We start from the raw sequence: 20,622 nt of genomic DNA, 5'->3' as shown, positions 1-20,622 counted from the left end.
TTATGATTTTTTCAAGTATTTAAGCTTGTACAATTCAAACAAGAATAATGGTGTAGAATACATGTATCTTTTTGTTAACCTCCAGGCGGTAAAACTTCTATATAACCATTCTAGTCTACAATTTATAACCCATTTCGGAGCTCTTTTCTTCGATTCCGAAATAAAATCAAATACGGCACCAATTGAACAAATAACTTTTGCGTTTAGAAACTCTTTATTTTGATGTACCCATTTTTCTTGTTTTGGCGCTGTCATTCCTACAAACAAAATATCCGGATTAACGTTGTTTACACTTTCTATCATTTCCCGGTTATCTTGTTCAGAAAAAGAGCTCTTGAAAGGAGGTGAGTAAAAATTAAAGTTTATATGACTATAAACTTTAGATAGTTTTTCCTTTATTAATCCTAAAGTGTTCTCACTGGAACCAAGATAAAAGCATTTTAATTCACTTTTTTCTGCTAATTCTAATAACTTTAAATGTATATCGGCTCCTGCAATTTTTTTTATCTTTTCTCCATTTAGTTTCTTTGCCATTAATACGATGCCTTCTCCATCGGGTAATAAAATATCACTATTTATTAATGCCTCCCTAAATTCCTCATCTTCTTTTGCAACTATATACGAATGTGCATTAATTGTATTTATTACCTTCTTATCCCCATTTAGCAATACATTATCTAAGCTATCATTAAAAACATTATAGGGACCTATTTCAATTGTTACCAAGATTCTAAGATTTAAGTATATTTAAAAGATTAGTTTCAAACTTTTGAGAAGTATATTTATCTAAGTAGGTATCTCTACACTTTTTGTATGCTATTTCATTTAAATATTTTTCCTTGATCAAATTAAAGGATTTTAACAAGTTTTCTTTGTTGGAAAGTTTACCTACCTCGTCATTAACAATATTTTTAACCGCTCCAACATCGAAAGCAATTATAGGGAGTCCATATGATAATGCTTCTAACAGTGATAAAGGAAATATCTCTTTCTTATATCGAGATGGAAATAAAAAAACTTTAGCCGATGCAAAAAGTTTCCTTTTTTGGTCTCCTTGTACCATACCATGATATTGAACTAAATCTTGCAGCTTATTCATCGATACAAAGTTATTAAAATAATCTGTGTCGGCCTTGGATGCCCAACCTCCAGCGAAATGAAATTTTATGTTTTTCACATTTAAATCTCTCACTGTTTTAGCTAACTCTAAAGCAGTGTCATAGCCTTTTTCTTTAATCATATTTGATAAATACAATACGTTTATTGTATCACTTTCTGATCTATGTTTTAAAATTTCATTAAATCCTGTTGCATCAATATTGTCTTCAACGCCATTATTCAAAAAATGAATCTTTTTATAGCTTTTTACATTATTCAGTTCACTTTCCATAGACGGCGATATAAAAATGGCATTTACCCCGGATAAAAATACATTGGTTAATTTTTTTGATAAACTTGAATTCGAAGTAAATTCTTTAATACCTCTCGAGTGATAATGATAAAATATATTATACTTAATAAAAAGCCTGAAAAACTTAATTGGAATAGATATCATTAAGTCTCTATAGAAGGCAAAACCTTTTGGTGATGTTGTATAATAAATAGCGCCTGGCCTAAAAAATAACAGCAAAAAAAGTACTCTAAAAAATAATAATAACGAATGTTTAACTTTATTTAAACTGAATTTACCAATTGCCTGTAGATCAACTGAAGCTTTAATTTTAATAAATCTAGTTTCAAGATTTTCGTTAATTATTGTACTATTAAGAATTGAATCTCCAACTTTTGATGCCCCATGCACGGGTGGAGAGCAATGCAATATAAAAAGCACCTTTTTTTTATTCATATTAATTCTTCAAAAAATAGATTGGGCTTATGTTTTAATCGATCTCTATTTTTCTTATTAATCGCGCAGGGTTTCCTGCTACTATACTATAAGGCTCAACATCCTTAATAACCACAGAACCTGCTCCAACTATAGCATTTTTCCCAATGGTAATAGGCCCAATAATAATACTGTGAGGTTCAATCACTACTTTATCTTCAATATTTGGAGATCCTAAATCTTGATCTTCTAAATCGGTCTTACTACCAATGGTTGTATTATGCTTCAACGTTACATTATTACCAATAACAACATTTTTATTTAAAACTGTAGCTCTACCATGGTGGATTATTAATCCTCTCCCTATTTTAGTGGAAGCTGGTATTTCGCAACCTAAAATAATATCGGTTATTAACTTGTAAAAAATAATTATTGGAGCAATTAAAATAAGTGCGAATTTGTTTTTTGCTCTTTTTCTAAAAAAGCTAGTTATGGTATAACTTACGACAATTATTCGCCCTTTAAAACTTTTATTGTTCTTAATATCTTCTTTTATGTCTTTTAAAAAGCCCATTAGAATATTATTGCTATTATTCCCTTTATAATTTGGTTTCTATAAAATTATAAGCTGTCTTTACTATTCTGCTCCAATTATAATATTCTGCTTTTTTAAAAGCCTCATTACGCAAATCTTCTAACTTATCTCTATTTTCATTTAAATCCAAAACAATGTGAGATAGTTCATCTATTATTTCAGGTACGGATTTATTTTCAACCTTAACTCTAAATCCGCAATCATCATCAACATATTTATTAGGCCCTCCTATATTTAGGCATATTACCGGAAGACCATATGAGAATGCCTCCAAAATAACTGTTCCACCACTATCGTGAAAACTTGGAAAAAGAAAACAATCATGAGATTCATAATAGGTGTATAATTCACTTTGTGGCACCCAGTCTATGAACTTTATAGACGCACTTTTTGCTCTATTTTTTAATTCTTTTTCAAAAGGCCCAGAACCTATTACTGTGAACTCGACATCATCCTGATCTTTATTAATTTTGTTAATAGAATCTATGCTCAAATGTATGCCTTTCCACCCCATAAACCTACCAACATATAGCACTTTAAGCTTTTGATTTGTGGGTTTTTCATTATAATGGTTAATCTTTCTAATACCTATGTCTACCTGTACTTGTTTTTTATGGTTATACTTTGAAGGTAAGAATTCCGCCGTCTCTTCTGTTCTACTAAATATTACAGTACTATTTTTATACATTCTATTCAGTATTGGGCTTAACCTCAAAACATAATTTGCCGTCACCCTAATATATTCTTTAATATAATCTTTTACAGGTAAGCTTTTTAAAATCCTGTTAGGGGTCATTTCAGCCCCCCCTATGGGGCCAAAAATAAAAGGCTTGTTTAATTTATATAAAAAGGATGGTTGTCTAAAAACTCCCCATGTAAGATGATGAAGAATATCAATATTGTTTGTCTTTATTAAATCTTTTGCAATTGAGACAATACCAATTTGCCAAAAGAAATAATAAGAATAGACACCAAATGGCATTTTTTCTATAAATCGCAACCATTTAGGTAAATCATAGTAACAAAAATGAATGTTGGGTATTGGCTCCATGTTTGCCAAACCCTTATCAATTACTTCTTTGTTTATCCCTCTAGTAATTACAAAAACATTATAATCTAGTCTTCCAAGTTCTATAGCCCAATTCCAACCAATACCTGGCTCTGAGCCCTTAAAAGGATCGCAGGCATAGGCAGATATGAGTGTGCTTTTAATTTTATTCATGCAAATTTTCAGCCTTTATTCTTTTAAACTTAACAGATTTGATTAAAAATCTTTCTAATGGCTTCTAATTGACTTTGCTTTTCTTTCTCGATGAAATCCATATCAAGACTTACTGGCTTATTTCTAATTTCAGATAAATTAACTCTATCAAAAAGATATGATCTATCGGATTTATCATAATACTGAGTTTTCCCTCCAAAAATTAATGTAGCTACACATGCATGAACTCTATCAGAATGAGTTACATATGAATTTGCGTAAAGATTCAAATAATCGTCTGGATAATCACTAACATAATCGTATGTGCTTACGGTCTTAAATGCTTTAAAACGCCTTTTTAAAAACAATCTAAAACTATCAATATCTAAAAGGCGGTGAGATATTTTAATTATCTTTTTTGATCCATCTTTTACTACTCTGGGATACGTTAAATCAAACGTATTAATTACATAGGGTTCAATATCTAATTTAACCGTATTAAAAGCATTATTTAAGAAAAATGCATTGTCTATACCAGAATAAGCTATTTTAGCATATTTTCCGAAATTTGCAAAGGCTTTTTCATCTCTGGCTATATAACCAATAAAATTGATTTTTTTCCAATAAGCAGATACAAAGGCCAACTCCTCTAAACTATAATCATTTCCACCGCCTCCGCCTAAAACCAAAACTGGATACTGCTTTTCTATTAACCAGTTAAGGAATAAGTCATGAACTTTACACCAAAACACATCAAATAAAGACCCTCCAAGCACTACTAAATCTGGTTTGGTATGCATTCGTAAATCAAAAATATCTTCCTTTTTCTTTCTTCCCCCACTAAGTAAATTATATGGGAATTTTTGGTTAAACTTATAATTATTATAAGGCTGTACATTTGATACGTTATTAACCTGAACATCATATTCCTTTAATGCTTCTTTTAAACTATAATTTATGCCATAGTCAATAAATGCATTTCCTACGTTATCTGCCCAACAATGTCCAAAGTAAAAGATTTGTTTCATTTTTTTGTTATCTAATTAATTTCTAAATGTAAATATAATTTACATCTTGTTTATGATTTATTTTTTAACTTTTTAGTTTATATATATTTTACTAATGATTATGATTTTATTTCGCTTTATCAAGATAAGATAAATAAAAAGACTTATTATTTTTTATCTAACACATAATAATGCAACGCGTTATAAATTATATCTGCTATTTGTAAATACGCACTACTAGCCGGATGCACATTATTTGAACCTTGTTTAACTAAGGTTTTCTGGTTTCTAAAATTAGCAGCTACATTCGAAAACTGCATGTTATGCATAATATCTAATGAAGGTAGTATATCTACAAATTTAAAATTTGAAGAGAAGGAAGTTTGAATCAAATTCTCCATCCGTCTATTGTAAATAAAGGTACTCGGAAAACTGCCATAAAAAGTTTGTCGATTTGATATTCCAACCATTCCCCCTCCTCCTAAAGGTGTAGCTAATATCTTGCCTGTAACAAGCCCCTTTATTTTAGGATTAAAGGCTATGAGCTTATTTAAAAATAATGAGACAGTCTCATTATTAGAAATACTATTCGTTCCTAAAATAATAACTACCGCATCAATACTTGAATATCCGTTTTTGGAAGTATAATTTTCAAAATCTATCTGTCCTGTACTAACATTATAAAATGGAGATTCCTCTCCTAAAAAGAAATTCCAGCTTTTACCTCCGTAAGCCTCTCTATTAACATCTATTCCATTTGTAACACTTCCAATAAAATTAATATTTTTCAACTTATCAGCTTTAGGTATTCCTTCACTACCCACAAGTCTTCGGGCTAGCTCTTCAGGATAGGTTATGTTAGCAGAAAAACTATCACCTATTAATAAGATATTAAATTGAGAGCTTGGACTTTTTGCTTTTGTAACAGGTCTTATGAGAGTTTGTTTTTTATCTATTATAAAACCTTGGTCATTTATAAGTGTGAACTCAAGCTCCATATCACTGTCCCCGGCTTTACAATCATATATAAAAACTCTATCATAAAATGCTCCTTTAGCAATACCCTTTGTTACTTTTGCATTTAAAAAGTAATTTTCTGGATTAATAGCATTAATTATTGAATGTTTAAATATTTCCAGTCTATTTCCCTCAACTATATAAACTTCTTTTGGTAAAGACAATTCAGGATCACTTAAAACTTGCTTATTATTTATTTTAACCCTTTTATCTTGTAAATTTATTTCTTGAGCATTTAACCTTATTCCTAATGAGACTAATGATATAAAAAATATTTGCTTTATCATTTTTATTGTTTCATTAATAGATTATGTACAAGTGTTTCGCGTAACTTGCTTAACTTTTAATTTTAAGTACTTTAAGTAAATTTATTATTGGTCTCAAAATTAAAACCTGAACAAATGCAAAAGCGCTCTCAAACAAACTCATTTTTGAGTTTTTTCTAGCGCTAAATGACTCTCTTAACTCATTGAAAAAAGATTCATTGCTACTTTCTCCTCCAAGTCTAAAATACACTAAAGCTTTATTTATATAATGAAACTGATTTGGGGATTTTAAAAATTGTGTCAGGACAAATTGATAATCGGAATATAATTTTAGATTCGTATTATAGTTATCATTTTCGTAAACTTCTTTAGTAATGAACATTGAAGGATGTGAGTATGTCATACAAAAGTATTTAAACCTAAAAACAGATGCGTTAAATTTAATCAACTCTTTATGCCCATTTTCCAGAACATCATACCTATCTCCATGAAAAATACTTTTCTCAGGATGTTGTAAATATTCATTAACTACAGTTTCAACCATATTTATATCATACCAATCATCGCTATTAATAATTCCTATTAATTCTCCTGTTGCCATACTAACACCTTTATTCATGGCGTCATAAATACCATTATCTGGTTCACTAATCCAATGCGTGATTTTATCTTTATTCTTTTTTATTATATTCAAAGTGCTATCTGTAGAAAAACCATCAACAATTATATACTCTACATTCTTGTAAGTTTGATTATAAACACTATCTATAGTTTGTTGTAAATATTTTTCTCCATTATAAACAACAGTAATTACACTTATTAATGGGAATTTTTTCATTGAATTAGCTCATTAATTTCTTCATTGGACATCTGTCTGTATTTTTTTACTGACACAGTTCCTATTGCTATCCAAAAGATAATAAAAGTAGGAGTAAAAGCGGGTCTAAGAGAAATTATGCTTAATATCAAAATAATTAATATATAAAACCCTAACCTTCTAATAAATTTGTTGTTAGCCCTAAATAGTGCCAAGTATGCAGCATAAAGACCTAATGAAGTATACAAAACCAACATTGCAAATCCTCCCTTTAATATCATTTGCAGGTAACCGACTTCGGTCGTTATGCGAATAACATTATCACCGCGCCAGCCTTTATTGCCTAATATTCTGTACCACCGATTGGTTCTTTCAAAAAAATCACTATAATATGTTCCTAAAGAGCCTCTGCCAAATATAACTTCAGATTTGTTTAAATCGGCAAATAACTCTGTAAATAAAAAAGTTCTTGAGTCCTGATATTCAACAAATGAAGCTATCAAATTAGATAAAGATTGGTACCCAGCAGTAAATATATAAACCATAACTAGAATAAATACTGTTATTACATATTTTAAAAAGGTTCTTTTTAATTTAATATTTAACAATTTATCAATTGCCAAAAAACCTATTACCATTCCTGTATAAAGGAACTCAAACCTAAATTTAGTATAAACAGCAATATAAAAGTATATTGTAATAAGAAAAATAACCTTTATTCTTCTTAAAATTTTGTACTTATAGAAAACGGTTAGAAGAATAAAATTTATAGGTCTCAAAAGCCAAGTCCATTCTTCATCAGGGTATTGAAAACCAGTTAAATAAAATATAAAAGCAATAATCATTAATAAAAACATGAAATTAATTGCTTTATAAACTTGCTTCCAATTTTCTATCTTTAGACCTACAATAAGCAAAGTAGGTGTCAACCAGGCCAACGCCATATAAACATTGCCAAAATTAGTAACCCAATCCTGTAAAGAAAGAGAGAAGCTTCGCGCAATTGTAATTAAAGAGTATATTAATAATAATGTGAATATAAACTTCTCCAAGAATGGTATGCTTTTTAGCCTAAAATGGTTTTTATTAATTACTAAAGCAAAACTAATTGAGGATAAAAATAAAAAACTGGTTATTATTATTTTACTTAGGTTAATACCATCTGGCTTAAGCAAGATTTTTAGAAACACATATATGACATTGCAATAAAGTCCAACTTTAAGTAAGTTAAAATCTCTAATAATAATTTTATTTGTCAAAATATGAGATTTATTTTCTATCGATTCCAAATGCCAGATGCTTTAAAATTAATTATTTTATAGTATTGTAATGGACCTAATATTGCAGACATTGCAACTGAAACAGTGGTGGCTAAAATTACTCCTGATAAACCAAAATCAAGATATTTTGCAAACAAAATACTTAATGGTATATTAATTATTAATGAAATTACACCAACGATCATTTGTACTCTAATTTTACCAACTCCATTAATAAAAAAATTGAAAACACTCTTAAATGTAAACAGCAAAACATAAATTGCCATTGAACTAGACAAAACAAATGAAATCATAACTTTTTCACCAATCCAAATTTTGTAAAACCAATCTGAAATAGTTAACATAATAATCAATAATATAGGAATCAAACACCATAATTTCAAAATACTTTTTATTGATTTTTTTATCCATTGAAAGTCTTCTTTTACATATGCCTCTGTAAATGATGACCAATAAGGGGTTAAAATAATGGTAAAAATCATTGTTGGGATAGAAAAATATTTAAAGGCAACATTGTATGGCACAACCTCCTCTGGACTAAATAAATTACTTATTATAAAATTATCTGTAGCAAATAACATAATACCAGATATTTGAATTATAAAAAACTCAAATCCTATACCCATAATATCCTTTAAATACTTATATCTCCACAAAGAAAAAGTAGGTCTTAACTCAATATATTTTTTAGAAAACCCAATGATATTTAAACCTAATAATACTAATACAGGTATTATAGAGAATATAGCTCCAAAAATTAATAGAGAACTTGTTGTTGTTTTAATAAGAATCCATATTATTATTAAAGAAAGTATTTGTGTAAAAAAATGGATTTTTACTTGTATAGAATGGTTTTGGCTAGCTAAATATATATTTCCAATTAATTTAACGACTAATTGCAAACAAAAACACCCAGTCACAATAGGCATTAGAATACTTAATTCGACTTGTAAGCCTGAACTAGTATTAAAAACTAGAGTCCAATCAATGAAATTGTTAATTAGTAAGAAAAACAAGAATAGAAACAAACTAATGGCTAAAATAGTAAAGTAAGCACTGCTCACATAGGCTCTTGCCAACCTAAAATCTCCAACTGTTAATGCCTCTGTTAATCTGTTTCTTAAACCATTTCCAAGTCCAATATCAAAAAAAGTAAACCAACCAATAACTGAACTTAATGTTAGCCAAATTCCATAATTCTCATTATCCAAAAAACCAATTAATAATGGAACTAGCAGAAAATTCGCTATGACCGCCCCCCCTTTATAAAAAAATGAGACGAAAACATGTTTAACTATATTTGCCGTTCGATTACTTTTTATTCCTAACTTTTCGAATATCTCAAGAATATGGAACTTCAATATTTTTAGTTTTTATTTAAATACCATTGGTACATTTTTTGAACGCCTTCCTGGAATTCAACCTTATGCCTCCAACCCAAACTATTTAATTTAGTAATATCTGTTAATTTTCGCATAGTGCCATCTGGTTTATCTCTATTAAAAACTAAATTACCTTTAAACCCAACAGCTTCCTTAATCTTTTCCGCTAATTCTTTAATGGAAACATCTTCTCCAGTTCCTATATTGATATGAGTGTTCCTTATTTCTTCTGTTCCAACATTATAGGTATCGTTAAAGTCTCTTTTCTCCATAATATAGACACAAGCATCTGCCATATCCTGAGACCACAAAAATTCTCTTCGTGGTTTACCAGTACCCCATATCTCAACACTGTTTTCTGTAACACCAAAACCTAACAAATATTCTTTGGCTTCCTCTATACTACTAACACCTAAATCAATTAAAACATCTTCAAATCTAGATTCGGATAAAAGTTTAGCCAAATGAATCTTTCTTATCAAAGCTGGAAGTACATGAGATTTTTCTAAATCAAAATTATCGTTTGGCCCATACAAATTTGTTGGCATAACCGAAATAAAATTAGTCCCATATTGTAAATTGTAGCTTTCACACATTTTAATCCCAGCTATTTTAGCTATGGCATAAGGCTCATTAGTATATTCCAAAGTGCCCGTTAATAAATACTCTTCTTTCATTGGCTGAAGAGCATTTTTTGGATATATACAGGTGCTTCCTAAAAACAATAGTTTTTTGACATTATTAATATAGCTTTGATGAATCACATTATTTTGAATCATCATATTCTCATAGATAAAATCTGCTCGATACGCGTTATTAGCAACTATCCCCCCCACTTTGGCTGCTGCCAAAAAAACATACTCAGGTTTTTCTTTGGAAAAAAAATTAGATACATCTATTTGATTTGTTAAATCAAGTTCTTTGTGAGTTCGGGTAATAATATTAGAGTACCCTTTATTTTTAAGATTTTCTAATATAGCACTACCTACCAAACCTCTATGCCCTGCAACATAGATTTTAGAATTTTTATTCATACAAACTATTCGAAGTAATTCATGATTTTATAGCCTCCATCTTTTAAAAATTGATCTTTCTCCATCAACTTTAAATCACTGGTCATCATATCGTCAACTAAACCTTGTAAATCATATTTAGGGGTCCATCCTAATTTTTCTTTAGCTTTAGTGGCATCACCAATAAGCAATTCCACTTCAGTTGGTCTATAGTATTTAGGGTCAACTGCAATAACCTCTTTCCCAATTTCTAATTGATATTTAGGATTGTTACAGCTTTTTACATAGCCTTTTTCCTCTTCTTCTTCTCCCTTAAACTCCAATTCTACACCAATATGCGCAAAACACATTTTCACAAAATCTCTTACTGTAGTTGTTTTATTAGTTGCAATAACCCAATCCTCAGGTTCATCTGCCTGAAGTATCATCCACATCATTCTAATATAATCTTTAGCATGGCCCCAATCTCTCTGGGCATCTAGATTTCCTAAATAAATTTTTTCTTGTAATCCTAATGCAATTTTAGAGGTTGCACGCGTAATTTTTCTAGTCACAAAAGTCTCTCCCCGTATTGGAGACTCATGATTAAATAAGATTCCATTACAGGCAAACATACCATATGCTTCTCTATAGTTTACTGTTATCCAATAAGCATACATTTTAGCGACAGCATAAGGACTCCTTGGATAGAACGGTGTTGTTTCAGTTTGAGGCACTTCTTGAACTTTACCATATAATTCGGATGTTGAAGCCTGATATATCCTAGTTTTCTTTTCTAACCCTAACAATCTTAGTGCTTCTAACAGCCTCAATGTGCCAATACCGTCTGCATTTGCCGTGTACTCCGGCATTTCAAAAGACACGTGCACATGGCTCATGGCTGCCAAATTGTAAATTTCGTCTGGCTGTACCTCTTGTATAATTCTTGTTAGATTGGTACTATCTGTTAAATCTCCGTAGTGTAAATAAAAGTTCTGATTATCAACATGAGGGTCTTGATACAAATGATCTATCCTATCAGTGTTAAATAATGAAGAACGTCTTTTTACACCATGAACTTCATACCCTTTTTTTAAAAGAAATTCACTTAAATAAGCCCCATCTTGTCCAGTAACACCTGTGATTAGTGCTGTTTTTTTTTGCATGTCTAAATAAATACTTTTGTTTCTTTTGAAAGAAACAGTTTATATTCTTGCAAAAGTAAGGTTTTTGTTAGGCTTAACAAGTGAAAAGTTTATTCTTTGTTCACACCTTTTTTAATCAACGTTAATTAACAATTTTAAACTATCAATTGTTTCCCATTTATCATTATTTCCTGAATCATACCTAAATCCTTTTATTACTTTTTTCGCATTAAACGTTTTTATATAATCTTCTAAATCCCATAGCGGTTGTGGTGGAAGAATACTAAAGTGTGTTCCTAAATCGTAGGTATAAAAGGAATCGGAAGAAGAAATCATTTCTTCATGAATCTTTTCACCTGGTCTTATTCCAATGATAGGTTTATCGCAATTCGGGCCAATAGCATTTGCAACATCCATTATTCTATACGATGTTGATTTCGGGATTAAAATCTCGCCTCCCCAAGCGTTTTCTAATGCATAAATCACCATTTTCACACCATCACTAATTGAAATGCTAAAACGTGTCATATTAGGGTCAGTAATAGGCAACACCCCATCATCTTTTTTCTTTTTTAAAAAAAAAGGTATAACAGATCCGCTGGATCCCATTATATTTCCATAGCGTACCACCGAAAACTTTGTAGGATTGTTTAGTCTAATATTATTCGCAGCTATAAACAGCTTGTCTGAAGCCAACTTTGTTGCTCCATATAAGCTATTTGGAGCACACGCTTTATCTGTTGATAAAGTAACTACACGCTGGACATTGTTTTGCAAACAAGCCTCTATAACATTTTGAGCGCCACCAATATTTGTTTTAATACATTCATCTGGGTTATCCTCAGCGGTATGTACATCTTTCATAGCGGCCGTATGGATAACATAATCAATTCCATGAAAAACTCTGATTAGTCTTTCTTTATCGCGAACATCTCCAATAATAAATTTAATTTGTGGGAACTCGCTTTTGGGAAAATCTTGAACCATTTGAGCATGTTTCCGCTCATCTCGAGAAAAAATTAACAAACTATTTATATCTTGATGATGGTTTATAATATGCTTCGTCAATCCTCTTCCCAAAGATCCCGTACCACCAGTAATCAATATATTCTTCCCTTTATATTCCAAAATGTAAGTCTGATTTAATATTCAAAACTAAGCATCTAAATAATTTAATACAACTTCGATAATTCTTTCTTTATTCTCTTGATTGAGATTAGACCCAGAAGGCAAACATAAACTACTATTAAAAAGCGATTCAGCTAAATCTTCACCGTAATAGACGGCTTCTTTAAACACGGGTTGCAAATGCATAGGTTTCCAAATGAATCTTGATTCAATTTGATTATTATTTAAACAATTCAGTAACCCACTTACAGTTTTTTTGCCTTTATTTTCAGATAATGAGATACACGTTAACCAATGATTCGATTTTATATTTGAAATGTATTCACTAAAAACATTAATAAAGTCGTAAGGTTTAAATAATTCTCTGTAAAACTTATTATTCTCTCTTCTTTTATCAACATGAGAGCTCAATACCTCCATTTGGCCTCTGCCTATTCCAGCCGAAATATTGCTCAATCGATAATTATATCCAACATTACTATGCTGAAAGTACAAAGTTTCATCTTTTGATTGGGTTGCTAAGAATATTGCCTTTTCTTTTAAACTATACTTTTTTGTGATTAAAGCTCCTCCTCCCGAGGTAGTAATGATTTTATTTCCATTGAAAGATAATATCCCATAATCAGCAATTGTTCCACATTTCATTCCTTTATATTCAGAACCTAATGCCTCTGCTGCGTCCTCAATTATGGGAATATGAAACTTTTTTGAAATACTTGCCAATTCATCCATTTTCGCTGGCATGCCAAAAATATGGACCACAATTATGGCTTTTGGTCTTTTCCCTTTCTTTAATCTATCTTTAATCGCTTTTTCAAGATAATAAGGACTCATATTCCAAGTGTCTTTCTCACTATCAATAAATATAGGTAATGCTCCTTGGTATAAGATTGGAAAAGCTGTACCTGCAAAAGTTAAGCTTTGACACAACACTTCATCTCCTTTTTCTACACCAGCTAAAATTAGGGCTAAATGAATGGCGGCAGTTCCAGATGATAAAGCCGCTACTTTCACATTTTGAGACAAATAGTCTTCTAAGCTCTTTTCAAAATATGTGATGTTATCTCCAGCCGGAGCAATCCAATTTGTTTGAAAGGCTTCATTTATATACTTTAATTCCTCCCCACCCATGTGAGGCGCAGATAATCTTATTACGCGTTTCATGTTCTAAAAAACAGTTTTTAGAATAATTTTTAAATCTAAAAAAAAACTGTAGTCGCTAAGGTACTTCTTATTTAATTGAACTTTTTTTGGCCAAATTACGTTTTTATTATAGTTGTCAGGATTATCTTGAGCATCAAGAATTTGCTCTTCATTTTTAAAATGAATGGTAGCCAGTCCCGTTATTCCTGGTTTTAATGTTAGAATAATTCTATCATCTCCAATTAATTTATCGGCATAACCTTCAACATCTGGTCTAGGTCCGACGAAACTCATATCCCCTTTTAGCACATTAAAAAGCTGAGGTAATTCATCGAGTTTTGTCCCTCTTAAAAACTGACCTATCTCAGTTGAACCTTTTAATCCATTACTAAATTCTTTTAGTGTCGTTATTTTATATATGCTAAAAAGCTTTCCGTTTTGCCCAACTCTTTTTTGCGTAAAAATTCCCTTTTGTTTCGTGTCAAAAAATGAAATTATAATCAAAATCAGAATAAAAGGACCTAAAAAAGTCAATCCAATAAGAGAAAAACAAAAATCAAATATTCTTTTAAAAATTATATCTCTTTTTTTCAATCAATTATTTTTTAAACCATAATCTATTAAAGTCAATCGGCTATAATTCCAACTTGTAAAAAACTTTTAACAAAATATAATGTTCATTTTTTATCACCAACAAATTCAATTACCAAAGGCAGATCAAAGTAATCAAAGTCCGATTGCAGAACGATTATTAGCCTTAACGTTAATAGAATTCAAAAGTAAAAAATAACCAATATTATCACTTAAAGATTAACCTAAAACGCTATAATGTGGACGTTTAGCAATAGATTTATATGTGTTAACTGGCTTGATTTCTATTATACCAAACAATCCGTTTTCTTTTAAAATATCTTTTGCGAATCTATACCATGTTTTTGGTTCTGAATTACAAAAATGATAAACTCCAAATGGTTTATTTCCTTCTACAATAAAGCTTGTAATGTACTTTGATAAGTCTTCTGTATCTGTAGGACAACCTGTCTGATCGGTAGTTATTGATAAGTCTAAACCTTGATTAGCTTTCTCAACTATAAATTTGTAAAAATTATTGCCAAACTTCTTGCTATATAACCAAGAGGTTCTAATAATAAAGTATTCATCTAAATAACTTTTAATATATTCTTCACCAGCCAATTTGGATTTTCCATATTCATTTATTGGATTTGGAATATCATCCACTTTATAAGGCTCACTTTTTTTTCCATCAAAAACGTAATCTGTAGAAATATGAATTAATACAATTTCATGTTTTTTACATTCAAGAGCTAAATTTTTAACTCCTTCTGCATTAATTTTAAAAGCCTCTTCTGGAGTTTTTTGTGCTTGCTCAACATTGGTATAAGCAGCACAATTAACGCAAAAATGAAATTTATTTTGATGGAAGTATTCTTCTAATTGAAGTTTACTAGTTATATCTAAGTCTTTTTTCGAAACAAAAACAAAATCAATCTTAAGTGGATGAATAGCGTAAAGATCTTTAATTGTTTCACCTAATTGCCCATTAGCTCCTGTTACTAAAACCTTAAAATTCATCAAGTAAATCTTTAAATGTAGGAAGCATTGAATCTTTTTCAGAAATAATCATTTCTTCTTTAGGAAAAATCCAGTCTATGTTTAATTCTTTATCATTATAAATAATTCCCGATTCTGATTCTTTATTGTAAAAATTATCACATTTATATGAAAAAATAGTGTCATCTTCTAGAACTAAAAATCCATGGGCAAATCCTCGGGGCACATAAAATTGTTCATGATTTATACTGTCTAAAATAACAGAAAAGCTTTCTCCAAAAGTTCTAGATTCTTTTCTTAAATCTACACAAACATCTAATACTTTTCCTTTAACAACTCTAACCAGTTTAGCTTGAGCGAATACTCCTTTTTGAAAGTGTAACCCTCTTAAAACACCTCTCGATGATTTTGATTGGTTGTCTTGAACGAATCTTATAGACAATCCCGTTTTTGATCCAAAAACCCTTTCATTAAAGCTTTCATAAAAGTAGCCTCTTTCGTCCTCAAAAACATTTGGAGATAGAACAAAACATCCACTTAAAGGTGTTTCTTTAATCTTCATAACTCAATAAATTTTGAAGATACTCTCCATAACCGCTTTTAAGCAACGGCTGAGCCAATTCTTGCAATTGATTCTTATCAATATAACCCATTTTATAAGCCATTTCTTCTATACAGCCAATTTTTTGACCTTGACGCTCCTCAATAACTTGAACAAATTGACTGGCTTGCATAAGAGATGTAAACGTACCCGTATCCAACCAAGCCGTTCCTTTGTCTAAAATTTGAACGTTCAACTTTCCTGATTTTAAGTATTCCTTGTTAACGTCTGTAATCTCCAATTCTCCCCGACTACTTGGCTTGATGTTTTTAGCAATTTCTACAACGTTATTATCATAAAAATAAATGCCAGGAACTGCATAGTTCGATTTTGGTTTCGACGGTTTCTCTTCTATTGAAATTACTTTGTTGTTTTTATCGAACTCCACAACACCATAACGTTGCGGATCATGCACGTGATAAGCGTAAATTATTCCTCCTTCAGGATTAACATTAGATTTTAATATTTGTTGTAACCCAGAGCCATAAAAAATATTATCCCCTAAAATAAGGGCTACCGTATCAGACCCAACAAAGCGTTCTCCAATAATAAAAGCTTCAGCTAAACCATTTGGATGCTCTTGAACTGCATACTCAAACCTGCATCCATATTCACTACCATCTCCCAATAGTTTTTTAAATAAGGGTGTGTCTTTTGAGGTAGAAATAACTAATATTTCTTGAATTCCAGCCGACATTAATGTAGTAAGCGGATAGTAAATCATCGGTTTATCGTAGATAGGCATCAGTTGTTTACTAACCACTTTTGTAAGTGGGTGTAGCCTTGTTCCCGATCCTCCTGCTAATATAATTCCTTTCATCTAACTATATTGTTTTTCATAATACGACTGATATGCTCTACTTGTAACATTGTCTAACCAAACTTTATTATTCAAATACCAATCAATAGTTTTAGATAAACCTTCCTCAAAAACCAATGAAGGTTTCCAACCTAGTTCTTCTTTAATTTTAGAGGCATCTATAGCATATCTTTTGTCATGTCCAGGCCTATCCTTAACATAGGTGATTAATTTTTCAGAGGTGCCATCAGCACGCCCTAATTTATCATCCATCTGTCTGCAAAGTACTTTAACCAAATCTATATTCTTCCATTCATTAAAGCCTCCAATATTATAAGTTTCTTTAATAGTCCCTTTATGAAAAATCAGATCTATAGCATTTGCATGGTCTTCAACATATAGCCAATCTCTTGTGTAATTACCATCTCCATAAACTGGCAAGGGTTTATTGTTCACAATATTATTTATAAACAAGGGAATTAGTTTTTCAGGAAATTGATTAGGTCCATAATTGTTCGAACAATTCGAGATGATATAAGGCAATCTATAGGTTTCGCCATAAGCTCTAACAAAATGATCTGAGCTTGCTTTAGATGCTGAGTAAGGCGAATTTGGGTCGTATGATGTCGTTTCATTGAAAAGTCCAAACTCTCCTAAACTGCCATAAACCTCATCTGTACTAATATGATAAAACAACTTGTTTTGAAAGTTGTTTTTATGACATTGCTTAAAAGCATTCAGTAAGTTTATTGTCCCAATTATATTCGTTTTGACAAAAGCTAATGGATCTGCTATAGATCTATCTACATGAGATTCTGCTGCAAGATGTATTACCTTATCGAATTTATACTCTTTAAAAATGGTGTTAATTGCTAAAGCATCTGTAATATCTTCCTTAAGAAACGTATAATTAGGGTTGCTTTCTAAATCTTTTAAGTTTTCTAAGTTGCCTGCATAGGTTAGACAGTCCAAATTATATATAGCATAATCTCGGTATTTGTTCACAAATAAGCGTACAACATGAGAGCCAATAAACCCAGCACCGCCTGTTATTAGAATGTTCATTGATTTATGCTTTTTCTTTAAAACGCTCTAAAAACTTTAAAAAGTCTCTTGCTAACAACAAAACAAAAGTTAATATAGATAATAATAATGCATACACAATAGGTCTGCTTAACTCAAATCCAAAAACATCCGATGTGTCTTGAACTGTACCACGACCTTTTTTCGTCGATACAATTTCTATAATATTTTCTTTTTCTTCTTTTTCTCGCTCAATTTCAACCAATTCTCTTCTTAATACTAGATCATTTTGATATAATTCAAACTCTTTAGTAACACTTTTATCTTCAGTATTGTCTATGGTGATACTGGTTTGGCCTCCGCTTTTAGCGTCAGCTGATTTCTTTAAAACCTCTTGGTAAACCGCTTGCAAAGAGTCAGATTTCACAAGTGTCTGCTTGAGCGTACTTTCTCGTCTGTTTAACTCGTTTAAATCCCTTGTTTGAATACTTAAAAAATAAGGAGATGTTTTAATTTTATTTACTACACTCGAAATAACCTCTTCAAAAGATTCATTGATGTAAGATTGTAAATCTAATTTCTGAAATGGTATATCAAACTCCTGAGAAAAATCTAAATAATTGTCATATGTTATGGTTGAAGCCACAACTGAATCTAAATTTTTAATATAAGCATCATAGCTCTTTATTCTTTCATTATCATTTGTAACCGCTTCAATAGAAAAAGATTTAATTGATGATGCTTTAGATGGATCAATATTCAAATCATTAGATAAAGTAATAGTATCACCTTCTGTAACAAGTTTATTATAGTAATTAACTGCTTCATAAAGTACTTCTCCAGAATTATAGTTTTGCTTAATAATGGCAGAAGAACTATAAAACGGAGCAGATGTTTTTTCCTTTACAAGACCTAAAACAACACCAATGATACCTGCAATTACTATTTTTAAAAGGTGCCTTTTCACAAAAAAAACACCCCAAACAAAGGCTAAAAAAAGTTTATTGAAAATACTCCCTATAAACTTAAAAAGTCTATCAAATGCATTGCCAATTAATTTAAATAATTGGCCTAAATCTACTTCTTCAGATTGCTGTGGTTGTGGCAAATCTTTACTCATAATTTTTTATTAATTAAATATTTGTTCTAATATCTTTCTTGTTATTACATATGTTGGTCTTACACCAGAGGTTCCTAAACCCCCCGAGGCCAAAGTACTTCCAGTTTCTAATGGGTTATCGCTTGCATAATACGCGTATCTTACTTCTACATTTGGGTTAATATTACCTCTAACTTTTGAAGCTGCTTGAATCGCTTTTTGATAATGCGCTCCTTCCATTTCTAAACCAATAACGTTCCATGTGGAATTATGAAAAAACTTTAAAATGTCTTTATTCTGTAACGAGGTTCCCAGAACCGTTATCATAGATCCTTCATATATACTCACCCCTTGACATTCAACATCTTCTTTAGTCAGTTCATTTTTAAACGGATAATTATCTGCTGTTCCTTCAAAAATATGTGCAGAAGGTATCATAATATCGCCTTTACAGCCTTCTAAAATACCTGCTTTTCCCATTATAGATAAAGATTCAACATTCAAATGAATTTTCTTCCCTTTTATTTTATATGGCTTCAGTAATTCATCAATTGTTTCATAAGCTTGCTCTCCAAAGGCATAATCCATGACTAATATAAGCGGTTTTTTCGACTTTAAATTAGTTTCATTTATATTTATATCTGTTTTTGAAACCTCTAATAATGAACTATCAAAAACTTGAACATCGATGTTAGTTCCTGAGGTGTCTTTTATATAAATCATTCCGTTTTTCAACGCTTCTTGAGTGACTTTATTTCGGAGTTTATTGTTTTCTTTTTTGCTCAGCGCTTCGTAAACCTCGAAAATATCTTTTTTAGAAAATAATGTCTTCAAAGCTATTGGAGCAAAAAGGGTATTCATTACGCTATGCATATTCGCGCTAATAATATGAATCTCTCGCTCTAAAAGTTGATTTTTAGCTAGAACATCTTTTATGTTATCCGCCCAAATTTCACCGTGTATATGGTGTCCAATTCGCTCTCTTAAAACAGGGCTAAACGTTACTGTTCTCTTATTATTATTAACCTGCTCATCAATAGCTAGTTTACCTAACCAGTAAACAATATGTAACAATCGCTCTGGCTGTGAAGGTGTGGAAAACGCTTCATATATATTTCTTAACTCGTTAAAAGTTCTTCCTAATATATAAGCGGTATGCGTAATAGCTACTTCTCTTTCTTCCTTAGTTAGTTTCTTTTTAGATAAAACAGCTTTCTCTAGTTTAATCCAATCTCGCGTAGTTGTACCATCCTCATTGATTACTACCCTTTTGCTGATTTTATGAGATTCAATAAAAAGAAAGGTTAAATGTGTTAATATATCATAGATTTCAGAACGCCCTCGAGTTATCTCAATATTCATCTGCTCATCGTCAATTCTATAGCAGTTGCGCCTTCTTTTTTCTGGAATTATTGGCTTGAAATGAGAGTTAGCATACCCTTCATCACTGGTAAGGTTTATAAATCGGCATTCTTCAATACCTACTGGGAGTCTGTCCATAACATACAAAAGACCCTCCAATTCGGCCTTTTCTTCACCAATAGAACCATATATTTCAGGCTTTAAAAGTAGTAAGGCTTGACGAAGTGTTTCACCTGAAATCCCCATAGGTTTATAAAACCCTCTATTAAACAAATGTCGCATAGTAATATACATCCGTTCAATAGCATTCGAACTCTCTTGAGCTCTTGTTCTTTCATGGTTCTTTTTTCTACTCATAAGTTTGTTAA

The 20,622-nt window shown here is 30.8% G+C and carries 20 protein-coding genes; all 20 read right to left on the bottom strand.

Translation table 11 applies throughout. The features are described from left to right. The 20 genes from FEF17_RS05380 to FEF17_RS05285 all read right to left on the bottom strand — a co-directional run bounded on the left by FEF17_RS05380 (position 1) and on the right by FEF17_RS05285 (position 20,611). Entirely contained in the window at positions 1–726 is a 726-nt protein-coding gene (locus tag FEF17_RS05380) for a WecB/TagA/CpsF family glycosyltransferase (RefSeq protein ID WP_246046788.1), read from the bottom strand. 4 nt (positions 727–730) lie between these two features. Further along, entirely contained in the window at positions 731–1,846 is a 1,116-nt protein-coding gene (locus FEF17_RS05375; protein WP_139001322.1) for a glycosyltransferase family 4 protein, read from the bottom strand. Positions 1,847–1,880: 34 nt separating this feature from the next. Continuing rightward, on the bottom strand, positions 1,881–2,399 hold the full coding sequence (locus tag FEF17_RS05370) for a serine acetyltransferase (RefSeq protein WP_139001321.1): 519 nt from the start codon (positions 2,397–2,399) through the stop codon (positions 1,881–1,883). A 25-nt stretch (positions 2,400–2,424) separates the two neighbouring features. After that, positions 2,425–3,642 (bottom strand): glycosyltransferase family 4 protein, encoded by a 1,218-nt coding sequence (locus FEF17_RS05365; RefSeq protein ID WP_139001320.1) that lies wholly within the window; start codon positions 3,640–3,642, stop codon positions 2,425–2,427. Between the two features lie 29 nt (positions 3,643–3,671). Then, entirely contained in the window at positions 3,672–4,649 is a 978-nt protein-coding gene (locus FEF17_RS05360; protein WP_139001319.1) for a polysaccharide pyruvyl transferase family protein, read from the bottom strand. A gap of 146 nt (positions 4,650–4,795) precedes the next feature. Next, the gene (locus FEF17_RS05355; protein ID WP_139001318.1) at positions 4,796–5,932 is read right to left on the bottom strand and encodes a hypothetical protein; all 1,137 of its coding nucleotides are present in this window, start codon (positions 5,930–5,932) and stop codon (positions 4,796–4,798) included. A 49-nt stretch (positions 5,933–5,981) separates the two neighbouring features. Further along, positions 5,982–6,749: a glycosyltransferase family 2 protein gene (locus tag FEF17_RS05350; RefSeq protein ID WP_139001317.1), complete on the bottom strand. Its 768-nt coding sequence runs from the start codon at positions 6,747–6,749 to the stop codon at positions 5,982–5,984. Further along, positions 6,746–7,780, bottom strand: coding sequence for a hypothetical protein (locus FEF17_RS05345; protein WP_139001316.1), 1,035 nt, complete (start codon positions 7,778–7,780; stop codon positions 6,746–6,748). Before FEF17_RS05345 ends, FEF17_RS05350 begins: the two co-directional genes overlap by 4 nt. Positions 7,781–8,004: 224 nt before the next feature. Next, complete coding sequence (locus FEF17_RS05340; protein ID WP_170180969.1) at positions 8,005–9,369, bottom strand: lipopolysaccharide biosynthesis protein; 1,365 nt, start codon at positions 9,367–9,369, stop codon at positions 8,005–8,007. A gap of 5 nt (positions 9,370–9,374) precedes the next feature. Continuing rightward, positions 9,375–10,424 (bottom strand): GDP-L-fucose synthase family protein, encoded by a 1,050-nt coding sequence (locus FEF17_RS05335; RefSeq protein WP_139001314.1) that lies wholly within the window; start codon positions 10,422–10,424, stop codon positions 9,375–9,377. A gap of 5 nt (positions 10,425–10,429) precedes the next feature. Beyond that, positions 10,430–11,548: a GDP-mannose 4,6-dehydratase gene (gmd, locus tag FEF17_RS05330; protein ID WP_139001313.1), complete on the bottom strand. Its 1,119-nt coding sequence runs from the start codon at positions 11,546–11,548 to the stop codon at positions 10,430–10,432. Positions 11,549–11,659: 111 nt separating this feature from the next. Further along, on the bottom strand, positions 11,660–12,655 hold the full coding sequence (gene pseB, locus FEF17_RS05325) for a UDP-N-acetylglucosamine 4,6-dehydratase (inverting) (RefSeq protein ID WP_344736097.1): 996 nt from the start codon (positions 12,653–12,655) through the stop codon (positions 11,660–11,662). A 27-nt stretch (positions 12,656–12,682) separates the two neighbouring features. Beyond that, complete coding sequence (locus FEF17_RS05320; RefSeq protein ID WP_139001311.1) at positions 12,683–13,819, bottom strand: DegT/DnrJ/EryC1/StrS family aminotransferase; 1,137 nt, start codon at positions 13,817–13,819, stop codon at positions 12,683–12,685. 3 nt (positions 13,820–13,822) lie between these two features. Further along, positions 13,823–14,392 carry a sugar transferase gene (locus FEF17_RS05315; RefSeq protein WP_246046787.1) on the bottom strand — a complete coding sequence of 190 codons (570 nt, stop codon included), beginning with the start codon at positions 14,390–14,392 and terminating at the stop codon, positions 13,823–13,825. 216 nt (positions 14,393–14,608) lie between these two features. Beyond that, positions 14,609–15,391 (bottom strand): dTDP-4-dehydrorhamnose reductase, encoded by a 783-nt coding sequence (gene rfbD, locus FEF17_RS05310; protein ID WP_139001310.1) that lies wholly within the window; start codon positions 15,389–15,391, stop codon positions 14,609–14,611. After that, the gene (gene rfbC, locus FEF17_RS05305) at positions 15,381–15,932 is read right to left on the bottom strand and encodes a dTDP-4-dehydrorhamnose 3,5-epimerase (protein WP_139001309.1); all 552 of its coding nucleotides are present in this window, start codon (positions 15,930–15,932) and stop codon (positions 15,381–15,383) included. Before rfbC ends, rfbD begins: the two co-directional genes overlap by 11 nt. Then, a complete protein-coding gene (rfbA, locus tag FEF17_RS05300) occupies positions 15,922–16,791 on the bottom strand; it encodes a glucose-1-phosphate thymidylyltransferase RfbA (RefSeq protein ID WP_139001308.1) in 870 nt (289 codons plus the stop codon). Before rfbA ends, rfbC begins: the two co-directional genes overlap by 11 nt. Further along, a complete protein-coding gene (gene rfbB, locus FEF17_RS05295) occupies positions 16,792–17,835 on the bottom strand; it encodes a dTDP-glucose 4,6-dehydratase (RefSeq protein ID WP_139001307.1) in 1,044 nt (347 codons plus the stop codon). A 4-nt stretch (positions 17,836–17,839) separates the two neighbouring features. Next, positions 17,840–18,913, bottom strand: coding sequence for a YveK family protein (locus tag FEF17_RS05290; protein ID WP_139001306.1), 1,074 nt, complete (start codon positions 18,911–18,913; stop codon positions 17,840–17,842). Between the two features lie 9 nt (positions 18,914–18,922). Continuing rightward, the gene (locus tag FEF17_RS05285) at positions 18,923–20,611 is read right to left on the bottom strand and encodes a DUF6909 family protein (protein ID WP_139001305.1); all 1,689 of its coding nucleotides are present in this window, start codon (positions 20,609–20,611) and stop codon (positions 18,923–18,925) included. Positions 20,612–20,622: the final 11 nt, after the last annotated feature.

The organism is Hyunsoonleella aestuarii (assembly GCF_006148925.1).
GTDB classification, from domain to species: Bacteria; Bacteroidota; Bacteroidia; order Flavobacteriales; family Flavobacteriaceae; genus Algibacter_D; species Algibacter_D aestuarii.
Note: the sequence above shows the minus strand (reverse complement) of the source record. Positions and strands in the feature narration are given on the sequence as shown.